The 16,618-nt window shown below is 71.7% G+C and carries 13 protein-coding genes and 1 riboswitch; of the genes, 5 read left to right on the top strand and 8 right to left on the bottom strand.

Annotated elements, in window-relative coordinates; translation table 11 throughout:
• Positions 1–6 precede the first annotated feature (6 nt).
• From ACWD0J_RS20545 to ACWD0J_RS20530, 4 genes are all read right to left on the bottom strand, one after another.
• On the bottom strand, positions 7–702 hold the full coding sequence (locus ACWD0J_RS20545) for a GntR family transcriptional regulator (protein WP_451497241.1): 696 nt from the start codon (positions 700–702) through the stop codon (positions 7–9).
• 258 nt (positions 703–960) lie between these two features.
• Entirely contained in the window at positions 961–1,725 is a 765-nt protein-coding gene (locus ACWD0J_RS20540) for a M23 family metallopeptidase (RefSeq protein WP_451497240.1), read from the bottom strand.
• Positions 1,726–1,737: 12 nt separating this feature from the next.
• Positions 1,738–1,905: riboswitch (cyclic di-AMP (ydaO/yuaA leader) on the bottom strand.
• A 202-nt stretch (positions 1,906–2,107) separates the two neighbouring features.
• A complete protein-coding gene (locus ACWD0J_RS20535; protein ID WP_451497239.1) occupies positions 2,108–3,496 on the bottom strand; it encodes a M16 family metallopeptidase in 1,389 nt (462 codons plus the stop codon).
• On the bottom strand, positions 3,493–4,851 hold the full coding sequence (locus ACWD0J_RS20530) for a M16 family metallopeptidase (protein WP_451497238.1): 1,359 nt from the start codon (positions 4,849–4,851) through the stop codon (positions 3,493–3,495). The genes ACWD0J_RS20535 and ACWD0J_RS20530 overlap by 4 nt, the downstream gene beginning before the upstream one ends.
• Positions 4,852–5,361: 510 nt before the next feature.
• Here ACWD0J_RS20530 and ACWD0J_RS20525 point away from each other — a divergent pair.
• A complete protein-coding gene (locus tag ACWD0J_RS20525) occupies positions 5,362–7,818 on the top strand; it encodes a DNA gyrase/topoisomerase IV subunit A (RefSeq protein ID WP_451497237.1) in 2,457 nt (818 codons plus the stop codon).
• Here the strand turns inward: ACWD0J_RS20525 and ACWD0J_RS20520 are convergent.
• The gene (locus ACWD0J_RS20520; RefSeq protein WP_451497236.1) at positions 7,815–8,978 is read right to left on the bottom strand and encodes a CobW family GTP-binding protein; all 1,164 of its coding nucleotides are present in this window, start codon (positions 8,976–8,978) and stop codon (positions 7,815–7,817) included. The genes ACWD0J_RS20525 and ACWD0J_RS20520 overlap by 4 nt on opposite strands.
• A gap of 393 nt (positions 8,979–9,371) precedes the next feature.
• Here ACWD0J_RS20520 and ACWD0J_RS20515 point away from each other — a divergent pair, with 393 nt between their 5' ends.
• Positions 9,372–9,851: a DUF6082 family protein gene (locus ACWD0J_RS20515; protein ID WP_451497235.1), complete on the top strand. Its 480-nt coding sequence runs from the start codon at positions 9,372–9,374 to the stop codon at positions 9,849–9,851.
• A gap of 62 nt (positions 9,852–9,913) precedes the next feature.
• On the opposite strand, the gene ACWD0J_RS20510 is transcribed toward ACWD0J_RS20515, so the two are convergent.
• Together ACWD0J_RS20510 and ACWD0J_RS20505 are read right to left on the bottom strand one after the other, a co-directional pair.
• Complete coding sequence (locus ACWD0J_RS20510; RefSeq protein WP_451497234.1) at positions 9,914–10,858, bottom strand: sucrase ferredoxin; 945 nt, start codon at positions 10,856–10,858, stop codon at positions 9,914–9,916.
• 54 nt (positions 10,859–10,912) lie between these two features.
• Positions 10,913–12,169 carry a citrate synthase gene (locus ACWD0J_RS20505; protein ID WP_451497233.1) on the bottom strand — a complete coding sequence of 419 codons (1,257 nt, stop codon included), beginning with the start codon at positions 12,167–12,169 and terminating at the stop codon, positions 10,913–10,915.
• A gap of 112 nt (positions 12,170–12,281) precedes the next feature.
• Here ACWD0J_RS20505 and ACWD0J_RS20500 point away from each other — a divergent pair, with 112 nt between their 5' ends.
• Entirely contained in the window at positions 12,282–13,448 is a 1,167-nt protein-coding gene (locus tag ACWD0J_RS20500) for a citrate synthase/methylcitrate synthase (protein WP_451497232.1), read from the top strand.
• A gap of 167 nt (positions 13,449–13,615) precedes the next feature.
• Here ACWD0J_RS20500 and ACWD0J_RS20495 read toward each other — a convergent pair whose 3' ends face one another.
• A complete protein-coding gene (locus ACWD0J_RS20495) occupies positions 13,616–13,852 on the bottom strand; it encodes a hypothetical protein (protein ID WP_356762644.1) in 237 nt (78 codons plus the stop codon).
• A gap of 285 nt (positions 13,853–14,137) precedes the next feature.
• Between ACWD0J_RS20495 and ACWD0J_RS20490 the strand changes: the two genes are divergently transcribed.
• Together ACWD0J_RS20490 and ACWD0J_RS20485 are read left to right on the top strand one after the other, a co-directional pair.
• Positions 14,138–15,814, top strand: coding sequence for a sensor histidine kinase (locus ACWD0J_RS20490; RefSeq protein ID WP_451497231.1), 1,677 nt, complete (start codon positions 14,138–14,140; stop codon positions 15,812–15,814).
• Entirely contained in the window at positions 15,811–16,491 is a 681-nt protein-coding gene (locus tag ACWD0J_RS20485) for a response regulator (protein WP_451497272.1), read from the top strand. Before ACWD0J_RS20490 ends, ACWD0J_RS20485 begins: the two co-directional genes overlap by 4 nt.
• Positions 16,492–16,618: the final 127 nt, after the last annotated feature.

The following is a 16,618-nucleotide window of genomic DNA, read 5'->3' as shown; positions in this document are numbered from 1 at the left end:
CTCGTGTTAATGCCGCAGGCCCGTCATGTTTACGGGATGTTGCGAGTTCCTCACACGGTCCGGGCGATCCGCCTGGGACGGAAAGCGCAGCCGGTGCGCGGCCGTGGCGCGCTCGGTGTGCAGCGCCGTGACCGTCCGCGCGCGCTCGCTGTCGCCGCGCGCCACCGCGTCCACGATCGCGCCGTGCTCCGCCCAGGACTCCACCGGGTCGGCGGGCGCCGCCACCGCGTACATCCAGGCGATCTTGTGGCGCAGCTGGGTCAGCATCGAGGTCATCGCGGGGCTTCCGGAGGCCTGGGCGAGCGTCTCGTGGAACCAGCCGCCCAGGGAGCGCAGATCCTCGCTGTTGCCCCGCCTGGCCCGCTCCTGGCCCAGCCGGACCAGTCCGCGCAACACCTTGAGGTGGGCCTCCGTGCGCCGCTGGGCGGCCCGGGAGGCGCCGAGCGGCTCCAGCAGCATGCGCATCTCCAGGAGGTCGGCGCCCTCCTGCTCGGTGGGTTCCGCGACGCACGCGCCCGCGTGCCGCCGGGTCACCACGAAGCCCTCCGCCTCCAGCGTGCGCAGGGCCTCGCGGACGGGGACGCGCGAGACGCCGTAGCGCCGCGCGAGCAGTTCCTCGGTGAGCCGGCCCCCGCGCTCGTAGACACCCGCGACGATGTCGTCCCGGATCGCGGTGCATACCGAGTGCGCCGGAATACGCATGACCGACCTCCGCCTTAATCCCCGTGAAACGTCGACGATTGACGTGTGTTCAGTGACTCTATTGCAATGAGCCGGAATTTCCGATGGCGGGTCGGAATCCATGGATATTTTTTGGACAGACGGGCATCCGAAAGGCCGAAGCCCCGGCTCGGGGAGCCGGGGCTTCGGGATGTCCTGCCGTCCGTCGCGGGACGCGCCCGCCGTGCGGGCGTCGGACGTTCACTCCGTGGCAGCGTCAGACGCTCACGGCGTGCGAGGTCAGAGGTTCACGCCGTGGGAGCGCAGGTAGGCGGCGGGATCGATGTCCGAGCCGTACTCGGCGGTCGTCCGGGCCTCGAAGTGCAGGTGCGGGCCGGTGACGTTGCCGGTCGCGCCGGAGAGGCCTATCTGCTGTCCCGGGGTGACCGACTGGCCCACCGAGACGCCGATGGACGACAGATGGCCGTACTGGGTGTACGTGCCGTCGTTCATCCTGATCACGATCTGGTTGCCGTACGCCCCGCCCCAGCCGGCCTCGACGACGGTGCCGGAGCCGACCGCGTGGACGGACGTGCCGGTCGAGGCATGGAAGTCGACACCGGTGTGGCTGCCGGAGGACCACAGGGAGCCACCGGACTTGTAGCTGGTCGAGATGTACGAACCGGAGATCGGGGCGACGTAGGCGTTGAGACGCCTGCGCTCCTCCTCGCGGGCGGCACGCTCCTCGGCCTCGCGGGCCTTCTTGGCGTCCGCGGCCGCCTTCTTGCGGGCGGCCTCCTCGGCCTTCCGCTGGGCTTCGGCCTCGTCGGCGGCCTGCTTCTGGGCGGCGGCCTGGGCGTCGATCTGGTCCGCGATCGCGTCGCCGATGGTGATGACGGGGGTGAGACCGGTCTGCTCGGCCGCGGGCTCGGCGGCGAGCGCGGGGGCGGCCAGGGAGCCGATGACACCGGTGGTGGCCAGAGCCGCGACGCCGGCCGCACGGGCGGTGCTGCGCTTCATCCGGCTGGGACGACGGTGCTTACCGGCGGCGCACATGAACGCCATGGAGTGGCTGGTCCTTTCCTTCCCTCTCGCCTACCGGGTTAGCTGACGGGTTCGGAGCAGGAAGGTCTCCTACGGGCCCCCTCGCGGTGCGCGCGGGCGTCCGATTCACCCCAGGGACTTCTGGTGTGGGTCCCCGGCTCCCCTGGCTCGCGCCATGCGGGGACTCGGCGATGACTGTCCGGTGCCGCGGACGCGGCGCACTGCCTGACGAACAGCCGGGATGACGCTAAACGTGCCGACTTTCAATCCCCAAACGGATCACGGCTTTTGTAGCGCATGCCACAGGGCAGACAGGCAACCTTTCCCTCAATTCGGACATCCGTCGGACATCAAGGGGCCCCGGTGGCACTCCTGTCACCGGGGCCTGTGGGCACGGCTGCGGCTACTCGGCTGAGACGACGCTGACTTCGCCGATGCCGAGGGCCTGGACGGGCTCCTTGATCTGCGCGGCGTCGCCGACGAGGACGGTCACCAGGCGGTCCACCGGGAACGCGCTCACGACCGCCGCGGTGGCCTCCACGGTGCCGGTCGCGGCGAGCTGCTGGTACAGCGTCGCCTGGAAGTCGTCCGGCAGGTGCTGCTCGACCTGATCGGCCAGCGTGCCGGCGACGGCCGCCGCGGTCTCGTACTTCAGCGGCGCCACCCCCACGAGGTTCTGGACGGCGACGTCGCGCTCGGCGTCGGTCAGGCCCTGCGCGGCGAGCGTGCGCAGCACGGTCCACAGGTCCTGGAGGGCCGGACCGGTGTTCGGGGTGTCCACGGAACCGCTGATGGCGAGCATCGCGGCACCCGAGCCGTCCGGAGCCGAGCGCAGGACCTGCCCGAACGCCCGCACGCCGTAGGTGTAGCCCTTCTCCTCACGCAGGACGCGGTCCAGCCGGGAGGTGAGGGTGCCGCCCAGGCAGTAGGTGCCGAGCACCTGCGCGGGCCACACGCGCGCGTGCCGGTCCGGGCCGACGCGGCCGATCAGCAGCTGCGTCTGGACGGCGCCCGGACGGTCCACGATGACGACCCGGCCGGTGTCGTCGGCGGTCACCGGCGGCACCGGACGCGGCTGGGCCGGGGAACCGGTCCAGGCGCCGAGCGTGTCACCGAGCAGCGCGTCGAGGTCGAGACCGGTGAGGTCGCCGACGACCACGGCGGTGGTGGTGGCCGGTCGGACGTGCTTCTCGTAGAAGGCGCGTACGGCCGCGGAGTCGATGGCCGTGACCGTCTCCTCGCTGCCCTGGCGCGGGCGCGACATACGCGAGGTCGACGGGAACAGCTCCCTGGAGAGCTCCTTGGCGGCACGGCGGGAGGGGTTGGCCAGCTCGTGCGGGATCTCGTCGAGGCGGTTGCGGACCAGCCGCTCGATCTCGCCGTCCGTGAACGCGGGCGCCCTGAGGGCGTCGGCGAGCAGGCCCAGGGCCTTGGCCAGGCGGGAGACGGGGACTTCGAGGGAGAGCCGTACGCCGGGGTGGTCGGCGTGCGCGTCGAGGGTGGCACCGCAGCGCTCCAGCTCGGCGGCGAACTCCTCGGCGGAGTGCTTGTCGGTGCCCTCGGAGAAGGCCCGCGCCATGATCGTGGCGACGCCGTCCAGACCGGCCGGCTCGGCTTCCAGGGGCGCGTCCAGGATCACCTCGACGGCGACGACCTGCTGGCCGGGGCGGTGGCAGCGCAGCACGGTCAGGCCGTTGCCGAGCGCTCCGCGCTCGGGCGCCGGGAACGCCCACGGCCTGGCCTCGCCCGCCTGGGGCTGGGGGTGGAACTCCATCGCGGCGAGCTCGGTCACTGGGCCGCCTCCTCGTCGTTCTCGTCGCCGGCTTCGGCGTCTTCGGCTTCGGTGGTGGTCGGCTCGTAGACGAGGACCGCGCGGTTGTCGGGGCGCAGACGGGCCTTGGCGACCTCCTGGACCTCCTCGGCACTCACGTCGAGGACGCGCTGGACGGCGGTGAGGGCGAGCTGCGGGTCACCGAACAGGACGGCGTAGCGGCACAGTTCGTCGGCGCGGCCCGCTACCGTACCGAGCCGGTCCAGCCACTCGCGCTCCAACTGGGCCTGGGCGCGCTCCATCTCCTCGGCCGTGGGGCCCTCCTCGGCGAACCGCGCGAGCTCCTCGTCGATGGCGGCCTCGATGACCGGCACCTCGACGTCGCCGGACGTCTTCACGTCCAGCCAGCCCAGGGAGGGCGCCCCGGCCAGCCGCAGCAGTCCGAAGCCGGCCGCGACCGCCGTACGGTCACGCCGTACGAGCCGGTTGTAGAGGCGGGAGGACTCGCCGCCGCCCAGGACGGTGAGCGCCAGGTCGGCCGCGTCGCACGCGCGCGTGCCGTCGTTCGGCAGCCGGTAGGCGGCCATCAGGGCGCGGGCCGGGACCTCTTCCTCGACGACCTCGCGCACCTGCTCCCCGATGACGTCGGGCAGGGAGCCGTCGCGCGGGGCGGGCTTGCCGTCGTGCGCCGGAATCGACCCGAAGTACTTCTCGATCCAGGCGAGCGTCTGCTCCGGGTCGATGTCGCCGACCACCGACAGGACGGCGTTGTTGGGCGCGTAGTACGTGCGGAAGAACGCGCGCGCGTCCTCCAGGGTGGCCGCGTCCAGGTCGGCCATCGAGCCGATCGGGGTGTGGTGGTAGGGGTGGCCCTGCGGGTAGGCGAGCGCGGTGAGCTTCTCGAACGCCGTGCCGTAGGGGACGTTGTCGTAGCGCTGGCGGCGCTCGTTCTTGACGACGTCCCGCTGGTTCTCCATCGACTCGTCGTCCAGGGCGGCCAGCAGGGAGCCCATGCGGTCGGCCTCCAGCCAGAGGGCGAGCTCCAGCTGGTGGGTGGGCATGGTCTCGAAGTAGTTGGTGCGCTCGAAGCTGGTGGTGCCGTTGAGCGAGCCGCCCGCGCCCTGGACGAGCTCGAAGTGGCCGTTGCCCTTGACCTGGCCGGAGCCCTGGAACATCAGGTGCTCGAAAAGGTGAGCCAGGCCGGTACGGCCCTTGACCTCGTGGCGCGAACCGACGTCGTACCAGAGGCACACCGCCGCGACCGGGGTCAGGTGGTCCTCGGAGAGCACCACGCGCAGACCGTTGGCCAGGCGGTGCTCGGTCGCTGTCAGGCCCCCGGAGCCTGCCTGGGCTGTGGCCGTGTGACCCATGGGCATGTACGTCCCTTCGATCGCCGTCGCGGTCGTTCGAACCGCGGTTTTCCTGCCGGTCCTGCCACTGTATGCAGCGCGCGGGGCCACGGCGAAGTTCCCGGCGGGACGTACGCCGAGAGCGAGATCGACGTGGTTGGCGGGTTCGCGTCCGGAGCGGGAGGGGGAGGGCCGGTGGGCCGCCGCGGTGAACGGAAGCGGGATGGCCGGTGCGCGCGTGCCGTAGCCTGCGGGCAGTCGTGCCGCTGGGCGGCACGCAGGGACGCGGGCGGCATGTGTCGGCGTCGGACCAGGCGGCTTACCCCGGGTCTGGTCCGTCGTTGTCAGTGCCGCGGTCCACAATGGTCCGCGTCAGACCCCGTTCACGCTTCAGCAAGCAAGAGTGAGCCGGAGGGGCGCGTCGGTGTCGAGAGGGCGATCGCGCGAAGGCCCGCAGGGCTGAGCACGGCCGCCCTGTCGACACCGACTTGAGCACCCCGTAGGCGAGCGACCAGCAAACAGGAGGAGCCGGCAGCGATGGCCCGCCGCAGCACGAAGACCCCGCCGCCCGACGACTCGTACGAGGAGCGGATCCTCGACATCGACGTCGTGGACGAGATGAAGGGCTCGTACCTCGAGTACGCGTACTCGGTCATCTACTCCCGCGCCCTGCCGGACGCCCGGGACGGCCTGAAGCCGGTGCACCGCCGCATCGTGTACCAGATGAACGAGATGGGCCTGCGCCCCGACCGCGGCTATGTGAAGTGCGCCCGCGTCGTCGGCGAGGTCATGGGCAAGCTGCACCCGCACGGCGACGCGTCGATCTACGACGCGCTGGTGCGCATGGCCCAGCCCTTCTCCATGCGTGTCCCGTTGGTCGACGGCCACGGCAACTTCGGCTCGCTGGGCAACGACGACCCGCCGGCCGCCATGCGGTACACCGAGTGCCGCGCGGCCCAGGCCGCGAGCCTGATGACGGAGTCCATCGACGAGGACACCGTCGACTTCGCCCCCAACTACGACGGCCAGGAGCAGGAGCCGGCGGCACTGCCCGCCGCCTTCCCCAACCTCCTGGTGAACGGCGCGTCGGGCATCGCGGTCGGCATGGCGACGAACATGCCGCCGCACAACCTCGGCGAGGTCATCGCGGCCGCCCGCCACCTGATCCGCTTCCCGAACGCGGATCTGGACGCCCTGATGAGGCACATCCCGGGCCCCGACCTGCCCACCGGCGGCCGCATCGTGGGCCTGACCGGCATCCGCGACGCGTACGCGACGGGCCGCGGCACCTTCAAGATCCGCGCGACGGTGTCGGTGGAGAACGTGACGGCGCGCCGCAAGGGCCTCGTCGTCACCGAGCTGCCCTTCACGGTCGGTCCGGAGAAGGTGATCGCCAAGATCAAGGACCTGGTCGGCTCGAAGAAGCTGCAGGGCATCGCCGACGTGAAGGACCTCACCGACCGCGCGCACGGCCTGCGTCTGGTCATCGAGGTCAAGAACGGCTTCGTGCCGGAGGCCGTCCTGGAGCAGCTCTACAAGCTGACGCCCATGGAGGAGTCCTTCGGCGTCAACAACGTGGCGCTGGTGGACGGCCAGCCCCTCACCCTGGGCCTCAAGGAGCTTCTGGAGGTCTACCTCGACCACCGCTTCGAGGTCGTACGCCGCCGCAGCGAGTTCCGCCGTACCAAGCGGCGTGACCGACTGCACCTGGTCGAGGGCCTGCTCACCGCGCTGATCGACATCGACGAGGTGATCCGCCTCATCCGCTCCAGCGAGAACTCCGCGCAGGCGAAGGAACGCCTCATCGAGCACTTCTCGCTCTCGGACATCCAGACCCAGTACATCCTCGACACGCCCCTGCGCCGCCTCACCCGGTACGACCGCATCGAACTGGACGCGGAGAAGGAGCGGCTCAACGAGGAGATCGCGGAGCTGACCCGGATCCTGGAGTCGGACGCCGAGCTGCGCAAGCTGGTCTCCGCCGAACTGGCCGCGGTGGCCAAGAAGTTCGGCACCGAGCGGCGTACGGTCCTGCTGGAGTCGGCCGCTGCCTCGGCCGCCGCCGTTCCGCTCCAGGTGGCGGACGACCCGTGCCGGGTGCTGCTGTCCTCGACGGGTCTGCTGGCCCGTACGGCGAACGGCGAGCCGTTCCCGCAGGACGCCGACGCCAGGCGCACCAAGCACGACGTGATCGTCTCGGCCGTGCCGGCCACCGCGCGCGGCGAGATCGGCGTGGTGACGTCCGCCGGACGCCTGCTGCGGGTGAACGTCGTCGACCTGCCCCAGCTCCCGGACACGGCCGCTGCGCCGAACCTCTCCGGCGGCGCCCCGATGGCGGAGTTCGTCTCCCTGGAGGGGGACGAGACGGTGATCTGTCTGACCACGCTCGACGAGTCGTCCCCCGGTCTGGCGATCGGTACCGAACAGGGCATCGTCAAGCGGGTGGTGCCCGACTATCCGACCAACAAGGGCGAGCTGGAGGTCATCACCCTCAAGGAGGGCGACCGGATCGTCGGCGCGGTCGAACTGCGCACCGGTGAGGAGGACCTGGTCTTCATCACGGACGACGCCCAGCTGCTGCGCTACCAGGCGTCGCAGGTCCGCCCGCAGGGCCGTCCGGCGGGAGGCGTGGCAGGCATCAAGCTGACGGAGGGGGCCAAGGTCATCTCCTTCACGGCCGTCGACCCGGCCGCCGAGGCGGTCGTCTTCACGGTCGCCGGCTCACGCGGCACGCTGGACGACTCCGTCCAGACGACGGCCAAGCTGACCCCGTTCGACCAGTACCCGCGCAAGGGCCGCGCCACCGGCGGTGTCCGCTGCCAGCGGTTCCTCAAGGGCGAGGACTGCCTGTCCCTGGCCTGGGCCGGCGCCACTCCGGCCAAGGCGGCACAGAAGAACGGCACGCCGGCCGAGCTCCCGGAGATGGACCCGCGCCGTGACGGTTCGGGCGTGTCGCTGCCGAAGACGGTGGCCGTGGTGGCGGGACCGGTCTAGGCCGACGCGTCCCCGGGATCCCGCACCCCGGGATCCCGGCCGACCGGATCGTAGGCGCCGGAATCCTCGTCGCCCGGATCCCGGCCGTCGGGGTCCCGATCATCCGGGTCCCGGTCGTCGGAGTCCCGGTCGTCGGGGTCCCGTACGTAGCGCAGGACGCCCCACATGCCGTGCTCGTCGGCGTGTGGGGCGTCGCTCGTGCACGCCTCCAGCTCCTTGCCGAGGGCGGCCGCGTCGATACCGGAGCCGATGAGCACGAGCTGGGTGAGGCGGGCGTCGGCGGAGCCCCAGGGCTGCGGGTAGAACCGGAGGAACCGCCCGACGGCGTGCACGGCATAGCGGTTGCGGGAGTCGTACGGCCCGAAGTCGACGTACCCCTTGATCCGGTACAGCCCTTCGGGCCTGCTGTCCAGGAACCGCATCAACCGGCGCGGGTCCAGGGGGTCTTCGGAGCTGAAGGACAGGCTGTCGTAGCCGGAGTGCAGGTGCGCCCGGTGCTCGTCGTCCTCGGTGTGGTCGTGCAGATCGTCGAAGGACAGCTGCCCGACGCGCTCCTCGCTCGGCCGGCAGTCGAAGAGGAACTCGGGGTCGACCCGGCCGTGATCGGTGGGTACGACGGCGGCGCGGTCGACGAGGGACCGGACCAGCTGGAGGACGCGCTCACCGTCGTCGGCCCGGTCGAGTTTGTTGACGACGACCAGGTCGGCGAGGGCGAGGTGCCGGTCGATCTCCGGGTGTCTGGCCCGGGTGTCGTCGAACTCGGCGGCGTCGACGACTTCGACGAGGCCGCCGTACACGATCCCCGGATGCTCGCTGGCGAGCACCATGCGCACGAGTTCCTGGGGCTCGGCGAGCCCGCTGGCCTCGATCACGATGACGTCGATCCCGGCGGCGGGCCGGGCGAGCCGCTCCAGGTAGACGTCGAGTTCACCGGCGTCCACGGCACAGCACAGGCACCCGTTGCCCAGCGAGACGGTGGAGTCGCCGAGCGCGCCCGCCACGGCCATCGCGTCGATCTCGATGGCACCGAAGTCGTTGACGAGGGCGCCGATCCGGCTGCCACCGCTGTGATGGAGGAGATGGTTGAGGAGGGTGGTCTTGCCGGAACCCAGGAATCCGGCAAGCACGACGACCGGGATCTCCCGCGGGCTTCCACTCAACGCGCTACCTCTCTCACGCCGCCGCGTGCGCCGGACTGCCGCCCTGCACACGTACGAGAATTGAATGCCCACCCAGGATACGAGCCGGAAGAATTACCGCGAAGTGAACGATTGTTCGCAGCATTTCAGGGGCAGACGTGGGACAAGGCGCCGGTTCGTGCGACCCTCGCTTCCCTCCGTGCGCCTCCTCTCCGCCTCCCCCGCCGATCAGAGCCGCTCGGCACTCTGGGAGACGGCAAGCGCCGCCCACCGCTCGCCGGTCCCCTACCGTCGACCCGCACCCCGACGACCGGCGGACGGCCGCCTGATTCGGGGGTTGACATGGCCACACGGAAGTACTCTGCGGAGAGGCTGGGCTCCGCCGCGCTCACTCTCCTGGCTGCCACCGCCACCATGACGTGGGCAGCGCGTCAACGCCGGTCGGAGCAGGCGCGTCTGCACGAGCGGCGCGTGGAACTCGAGGAGTTGGCGATCCGCCGCAAGGCTCTGACCCATCAGCAGCGCATGCAGTGGGAGTTGCTGGTCCGGGCGATCGACGATCCCTCCCTCGCCGCGGTCATCGACACCTACGACAAGAGCATCCCGGCGGAGAGGCGCCGCCAGTTCTTCTATGCCAACGCCTGGTACGCCCACCTCTACCACCTTCACCAGGCGGGAAGTCTGGACCGGGAGCAGCTGTACCGGCACCTGCGGGAGTTCTTCCAGAGTCCGGTGTTCCGCGAGTACTGGGAGGCCTCGCGGCACATGCGCGCCACCCTGAACGAGTCGTCTTCGGAAGCTCGGCTGGGGCACATGGTCGACGGTCTCGTCAGGGACCTCGACGAGGCCGACACGGACGAGTGGTGGGTCGTCGGCAACCCGCCGGCCGACTGACCGCACCGAGACAGCCCGCGAGGAACGTCAGGGACCTCAGCCGGCGAGCGCCTTCGTGGTCCTCAGCCGGCGAGCGCCGTCACGGTCCGCAGCTCGCGCACCGCCACCACGTCCATCCGCGCGGGCGAGCCGAGCACCAAGGCCCCGCAGCTCTCCGGGCGGGGCGGCTGTGACGCGCCCTGGGCCACGACCACACGCCAGCGGCGTCCGTCGGTGTGTCCGACGGTCACCTCCCAGCCCGGCGCGGCGCAGTGCGTGCGGACCACGGCCAGCGTGTCCGCCGTGTACTCGCCCACCGCCTTGCGCACGGCCAGCTCTGCCGCCTGGCCGGGCCGTTCCCAGGCCGAGTTCCCCCGGCACCCCTCCACGACGATCCGTCCCTCCCGCGCGCCGTGCAGGACCTCCTTGACGGCATGGGCCTCGGCCCGGCCGTAGGCGTAGCCGTACGGCAGCACGAGCAGCGTCGGCGAGAAGCGATGTCCACCCAGATGGGTGACCTCCCAGACGCCCTCGACGCCGGAGGCGGCCAGCTCGGCCGCGAGCGGGCGGCCGAGGAGGGCGCAGCAGCGGTCGCGCTTGCCGTTGGTGCACACCAGCGCGAGTGGATCGCCGGTGTGGGGCCGCCCGTCGAGCGCCGCGTCGAAGCTGCCGTGGTCGCCTCGGCCGAGCGCGGCGAGGTCGACGTCGAGGAGCCGACGCGGATCTCGGGTCGTGGCCGAGCGCAGCCACACGTTCCCGGGCACGGTGTGCGCCGCGTACACCTGGCGCGTGGCCGCCGTACCGCCGTCGGCGTGCCGCCCGGGGCGCCGGATGAGCACCACGCGTACGCCCGTGCCCTTCGCGGCCGCCTCCAGGGCACGGCCGAGCACGGGGTCCAGGTGGCTCGACGTGAGCGCCTTGGCACCCCAGGGACCGGACTGTTCCAGCAGCAGCCAGGTCGTCGCCGTGGCCGCTGTTCCGGAAACGGGCTCGTCGGAGTCCCGCGAGACGGTTGAGCACGTACTCACGGAGGTGAGCCTAACCTGACTTGAGCCAGGACGACTTCCGGCCGGGCGTGTGTCCTACTCCGGGAGTGGCTGGGGCGGCCTGGGGCCCACGTAGTGGCCGCTGGGACGCATGCGCAGCGGGCGCTCCCCGTACTCCTCCAGGGCATGGGCGATCCAGCCCGCCGTACGGGCCACCGCGAAGATCGTCTCGCCCGCCGTGGCGGGCATGCCGCAGGAGGCGGTGAGTACGGCCAGGGCCAGGTCGACGTTGGCGTGCAGCGGAGCGTGCCGGGCCGTGGTGTCCACGATGTCGCGGGCCGCGGCGAGGGCGGGCGCCGCCTTGGGGATGTCCTCCAGGAGGGCGAAGAGGACCCGCGCGCGCGGGTCCTCACCGGGGTAGAGCCGGTGCCCGAGTCCGGGGATGCGCCGGCCGGACCGCAGCTCGTCCGCGATCACGGGGGCCGCTTCGCCCTGGTCGAGGACGTCGAGCAGCAGCTTGTGGGCCAGTCCGCTGGCCGCGCCGTGCAGAGGGCCCTCGATCACGCCGAGCCCGGCGGAGACGGCCGCGTAGGCGTGCGCGCGGGCCGACGCGGCGACGCGCACGGCGAGGGTGGAGGCCGCGAGGTCGTGGTCGATGAGCAGGGCGAGCGCCGTGTCCAGGACGCGCAGGCACGCCTCGTCGGCGGGTCGCCCGCTGAGGCGGGTCCACAGCCGGTGCGCCAGCGGGCCGCCCTCACGATGGTCGTGCCGGGCCGGGGGCAGGGCGGCGACCAGGGTGGGGATCAGGGTGCGTGCCGTACCGAGCACGGCTTCCTCGGACAGGTCGAAGCGCAGCGGGTCGGCGGCCGCCGCGGCGACCGCCGCGACCCGCAGCCGGTCGGTGGGCGCGGTGTGTTCGGGCAGCGCGTCGACGGCGCGGCGGGCGGCGGTGACGACGGAGTCGGGTGCCGTGAAGGTGATGCCGGGACGCAGCCGCCCGGTCCACAGCCACTCGGCGACCTCTTCGTAGGAGTGGCGTGCGGCCAGCTCGGTCGCGTCGACGCCCCGGAAGTAGTAGCGGTCGGTGTCGATGAGCGTGATGCGGGTCCGTACGGACAGCTCGCCGCCGGAGCCCGCGTTCCCGCCGCCCTCCCGGCGGTTGCGCCGGGCGAGCGCCTCCACCTCCTCGGCGTCGAAGGTGCTGCCCCGGCCGCCGGGCGCACGCCGGCTGCCGAGCTGGCCGCGGCTGACGTAGGCGTACACGGTCTCGGGCTTCACGCCCAGCAGCTCGGCGGCTTCCTTGGTGGTCAGCCGGGGCCCGGCGGGACCGGGGAGGGGTTCGTGATCACGCATAGGACGTCACCGTATCCGCAGCTCGGCATATTGATTCGCCTGTATTGATTCAATCAACATTGACACCGATTCAGTCAATCATGGACAGTCAAATCAAGTCCAGGGAGGAATCATGTCCGTCAACAGGTCAACAGGCGCTCTCATCGATGTACCGAGGGGGCTCGCGGGAGTCGTCGTCACCGATACCGAGATCGGTGACGTCCGGGGAGCCGAGGGCTTCTACCACTACCGCCAGTACTCGGCCGTCGAACTCGCGCGGACCCGGGGATTCGAGGACGTCTGGCATCTCCTGGTCCACGGCGACCTGCCCGACGCCACACGTTCCGCCGCCTTCGCCGCCGAGACCGCCGCGCTGCGCCGGCTGCCCGCCGGGGTGCGCGCCGCGCTGCCCGCCGTGGCCGCGGCGGGTGGGGGCTCCGGACCGCTCGCGGGGATGCGTACGGCGCTGTCGCTGCTCGGTGCGGCGAAGGGCTTCCGCCCGGTGTACGACCTCGACGCGGACCGGCGCCGGCAGGACACCCTCGTCGCCGCCGCGGCCGTACCGACCCTGCTCGCGGCACTGCACCGACTGGGCCGGGGGCTCGATCCGGTGGAGCCGCGCGAGGATCTCACGTACGCCGCCAACTACCTGTACATGCTGACGGGTTCCGAGCCGGAACCGCAGCGGGCCCGGGCGATCGAGCAGTACTTGATCTCAACCATTGATCACGGATTCAATGCGTCAACCTTCACCGCGCGGGTCATCGCGTCGACCGGCGCCGACGTGGCGGCGTGCCTCGTGGGGGCCGTGGGGGCGCTGTCCGGCCCGCTGCACGGAGGCGCGCCCAGCCGGGCGCTGGACACCCTGGACGCGATCGGCACACCCGACCGCATCGACTCCTGGATCCGCGCACGGGTGCTGGCCGGCGAGCGCGTCATGGGCTTCGGGCACGCGATCTACCGCACGGAGGACCCCCGCTCCCGGATGCTCCGCGAGATCGCCCAGCGGTTCGGCGGTCCGCGTGCCGACTTCGCCGTGGAGGTCGAGCGCCGGGTCGAGCGGATCCTCGCCGAACTGAAGCCGGGCAGGGAGCTGCACACCAACGTCGAGTTCTACGCCGGTGTGGTCATGGAGCTGTGCGGTCTGCCGCGCGAGATGTTCACCCCCACGTTCGCGGCGGGGCGCGTGGTGGGCTGGAGCGCCAACATTCTGGAACAGGCGGCGGACTCGAAGATCATCAGGCCGGTGGCGCGGTATGTGGGGCCGGGGGCGCCGGTGGCGGTCCCGGAGGCCGCCTGACACGCGTGTGGCCTGGTGCCGTTCCGGCGCCAGGCCTCATCGGGTGATGGTCGAGCAGGGACGCGGTGACGGACTGCTCGCGGGGCGGGGCCCGGTGCGCTCAGCGGTTCTGTGCGGCCGGGAAGGCTTCACGGCACGCGTCCGGAGGTGGACGCGTGCCCGCTGGATCAGGCGTCGGGGATGTCCGCCTTGGCGCGAATCAGGGTCTCCCGGCTGACGATGACGATGCGCTCGTAGTCGGCGCGGGCGGCATCGGCGGGGAGTTCGCGCTCCAGCGCCTCGGTGGCCTCGGTGCCGATGACGGCGAAATTGCCGTCACTCAGCTCGAACACGTCCGGGCAGGTAGCTCCTGAGTTACTGCCTCGGGCGCTCGGAGGCACACCGATGCGGCGCACGATCTTCAAAGGTACCGGTCCTTAGGAACAGAAGGTCTGGGCACAGTGGTGGGAGATCACGCTACTGGTGTTCCAGAGTCCGTTGTGGCGGGATGGCCGAAACTCACTCAGTCGTGTTCGCGCCCCACCCGCGTTGACCGGAACCACGGCCCGTCTCGTCCCTTCGACGGGACCGCTGCCGCAGGGCGGGACCGATTCCGCACAGCGGACCCGCCGGACGTCTCAGGTGTTGATCAAGTAATCCATGCCACACACCCTGCGGCAGCACCGGCGCGTCCACGTACCGTCATGGGTATGAGCCCCACCGCCCCCGCCCGCCGCCTGCGCCTCGGACTGCCGCGGCGCATGTTCTCGCAGGTGCTGCTGATGCAGCTGGCGATCGCCGCGGGAGTCGCGGTGCTCGCGACCGGGCTGTTCCTCGCACCGCTCAGCGACCAGCTGGACGACCAGGCGATGCGCCGCGCGCTGGCCATCGCGCAGACCACCGCCGCCCAGCCGCGGATCGCGGAGGAGGTGACGGACACGCCCCCGACGGCCGACGGACCGGTCCAGCGGGAGGCGGAACGGATCCGCCGGGCCACCCAGGCCGAGTACGTCGTGGTGATGGACTGGCGGGGGGTGCGCTGGTCGCACCCCACCCCCGACCAGGTCGGCAGGACCGTCTCGACCGACCCCGGCCAGGCACTCGCCGGCAGGGAGGTCATGGAGATCGACAGCGGCACCCTGGGCCGCTCCGCCCGCGGCAAGGTACCGCTGCGTGACAGCGAGGGGCAGATCGTCGGCGCGGTCTCGGTCGGCATCGCGTACGACAGCGTGCGGGCGCGGCTGATCCACGCGATCCCCGGGCTGTTCGCGTACGCCGGGGGTGCGCTGGCCGTCGGCGCGCTGGCCGCCTGGCTCATCTCCCGCCGGGTCCAGCGGCAGACCCGGGACCTCGCCTTCTCGGACATCTCGGGGCTGCTCGCGGAGCGCGAGGCGATGCTGCACGGCATCCGGGAGGGCGTCGTCGCCCTGGACCGCACGGGCCGCGTCCGCCTGCTCAACGACGAGGCGCAGCGGCTGCTCGGCATCGGGAACGAGGCCGTCGGCCGCTCCCCCGACGAGGCGCTCGGTCAGGGCCGTACGGCCGACGTCCTGGCGGGCCGGGTGACGGGCACCGACCTGCTCACCGTGCGCGGCCAGCGGGTACTGGTCGCCAACCGCATGCCCACCGACGACGGGGGTGCCGTCGTCACCCTGCGCGACCGCACCGAGCTGGAGCAGCTGAGCCGGGAACTCGACTCCACGCGCGGCCTGATCGACGCCCTGCGCGCCCAGGACCACGAGCACGCCAACCGTATGCACACGCTCCTCGGGCTGATCGAACTGGAGCTGTACGACGACGCGGTGGAGTTCGTCGGCGAGGTCGTCGGCGACGACCGTGCGACGGCGGAACAGGTCACCGAGAAGATTCAGGACCCGCTGCTCGCCGCTCTCCTGGTCGGCAAGGCGACCGTCGCGGCCGAGCGTGGAGTGGCGCTGGGCGTCTCCGACCGGACCCGGCTGCCGGACCGGCTGGTCGATCCCGGCGGACTCGTCACGATCCTCGGCAACCTGGTGGACAACGCGCTGGACGCCGTCGCGGGCACCCCGCACGCGCGCGTGGAGGTCGAACTGCGCGCGGAGGGCCGCACCGCCGTCCTGCGGGTGCGCGACACCGGGCCGGGGATCCCGGTGGAACTCCGCGAGTTGATCTTCACCGAGGGATGGTCCACGAAGAAGCCGCCCGCTCATCGCGAGCGCGGCATCGGACTGCCCCTGGTCCGCAGACTCGCCGAACGGCAGGGTGGCAGCGCGACCGTCGGCGAGGCGAGCGGCGGTGGCGCGGAGTTCACCGTCGTCCTGCCCGACGCCCTGACCGGGCCGGCGCCGGAACCCGTCCTGACCACACCGCGAGCCGCGCAGCCCGGCGCCGAGGAGGAGTCGTGTTGATCGAGGTCCTGGTCGTCGACGACGACATCCGGGTGGCGCGCGTCAACGCCGCCTACGTGGAGAAGGTGCCGGGTTTCCACGTGGCCGGCGAGGCGCACAGCGCGGCGGAGGCCCTGCGCCGGCTGGAGTCGCTGCCGCACGTGGATCTCGTCCTCATGGACCACTACCTGCCCGACGAGACGGGACTCACGGTCGTCCAGGAGATGCGCCGGCGCGGCCACCAGTCCGACGTGATCATGGTGACGGCGGCGCGGGACATCTCGACCGTGCAGGCGGCGATGCGGCAGGGCGCGCTCCAGTACCTGGTCAAGCCGTTCGCCTTCGCGGGCCTGCGGGCCAAGCTGGAGGCGTACGCCGAGCTGCGGCGCACCCTCGACGGCGGCGGAGAGGCGGAACAGGCGGAGGTGGACCGCATCTTCGGCGCCCTGTCCGCGCCGTCGGAGCCCGACCTGCCCAAAGGCCACTCCCCCACCACCGCGGAACTGGTCCGCCAGTCCCTGATGAACGCCGACGGCCCTCTGTCGGCCCAGGAGATCGCCGACCGGACCGGCGTGAGCCGCCAGACCGCCCAGCGCTATCTGAAGCTCCTGGAGCGCACGGGACGGGCCAGACTGACACTCAAGTACGGCGACGCGGGCCGCCCGGAACACCGTTACGTGTGGGCGACCCGCGCCTGAGGGCACGGCCCGTGGGGGCGGGGAAGGAACCGTGCCCGCCCCTGCATACGGCTGCGAGGCCCGGGGGTGTCAACCGGCGTCCTGACGCCGTACGACGACGCTGAGGGCGCACGGTCCACGACCCTCG

Source organism: Streptomyces sp. NPDC003011, from assembly GCF_053591515.1.
The sequence above is the reverse complement of the archived record's forward strand: the minus strand, read 5'-3'. Positions and strand labels throughout refer to the sequence as shown.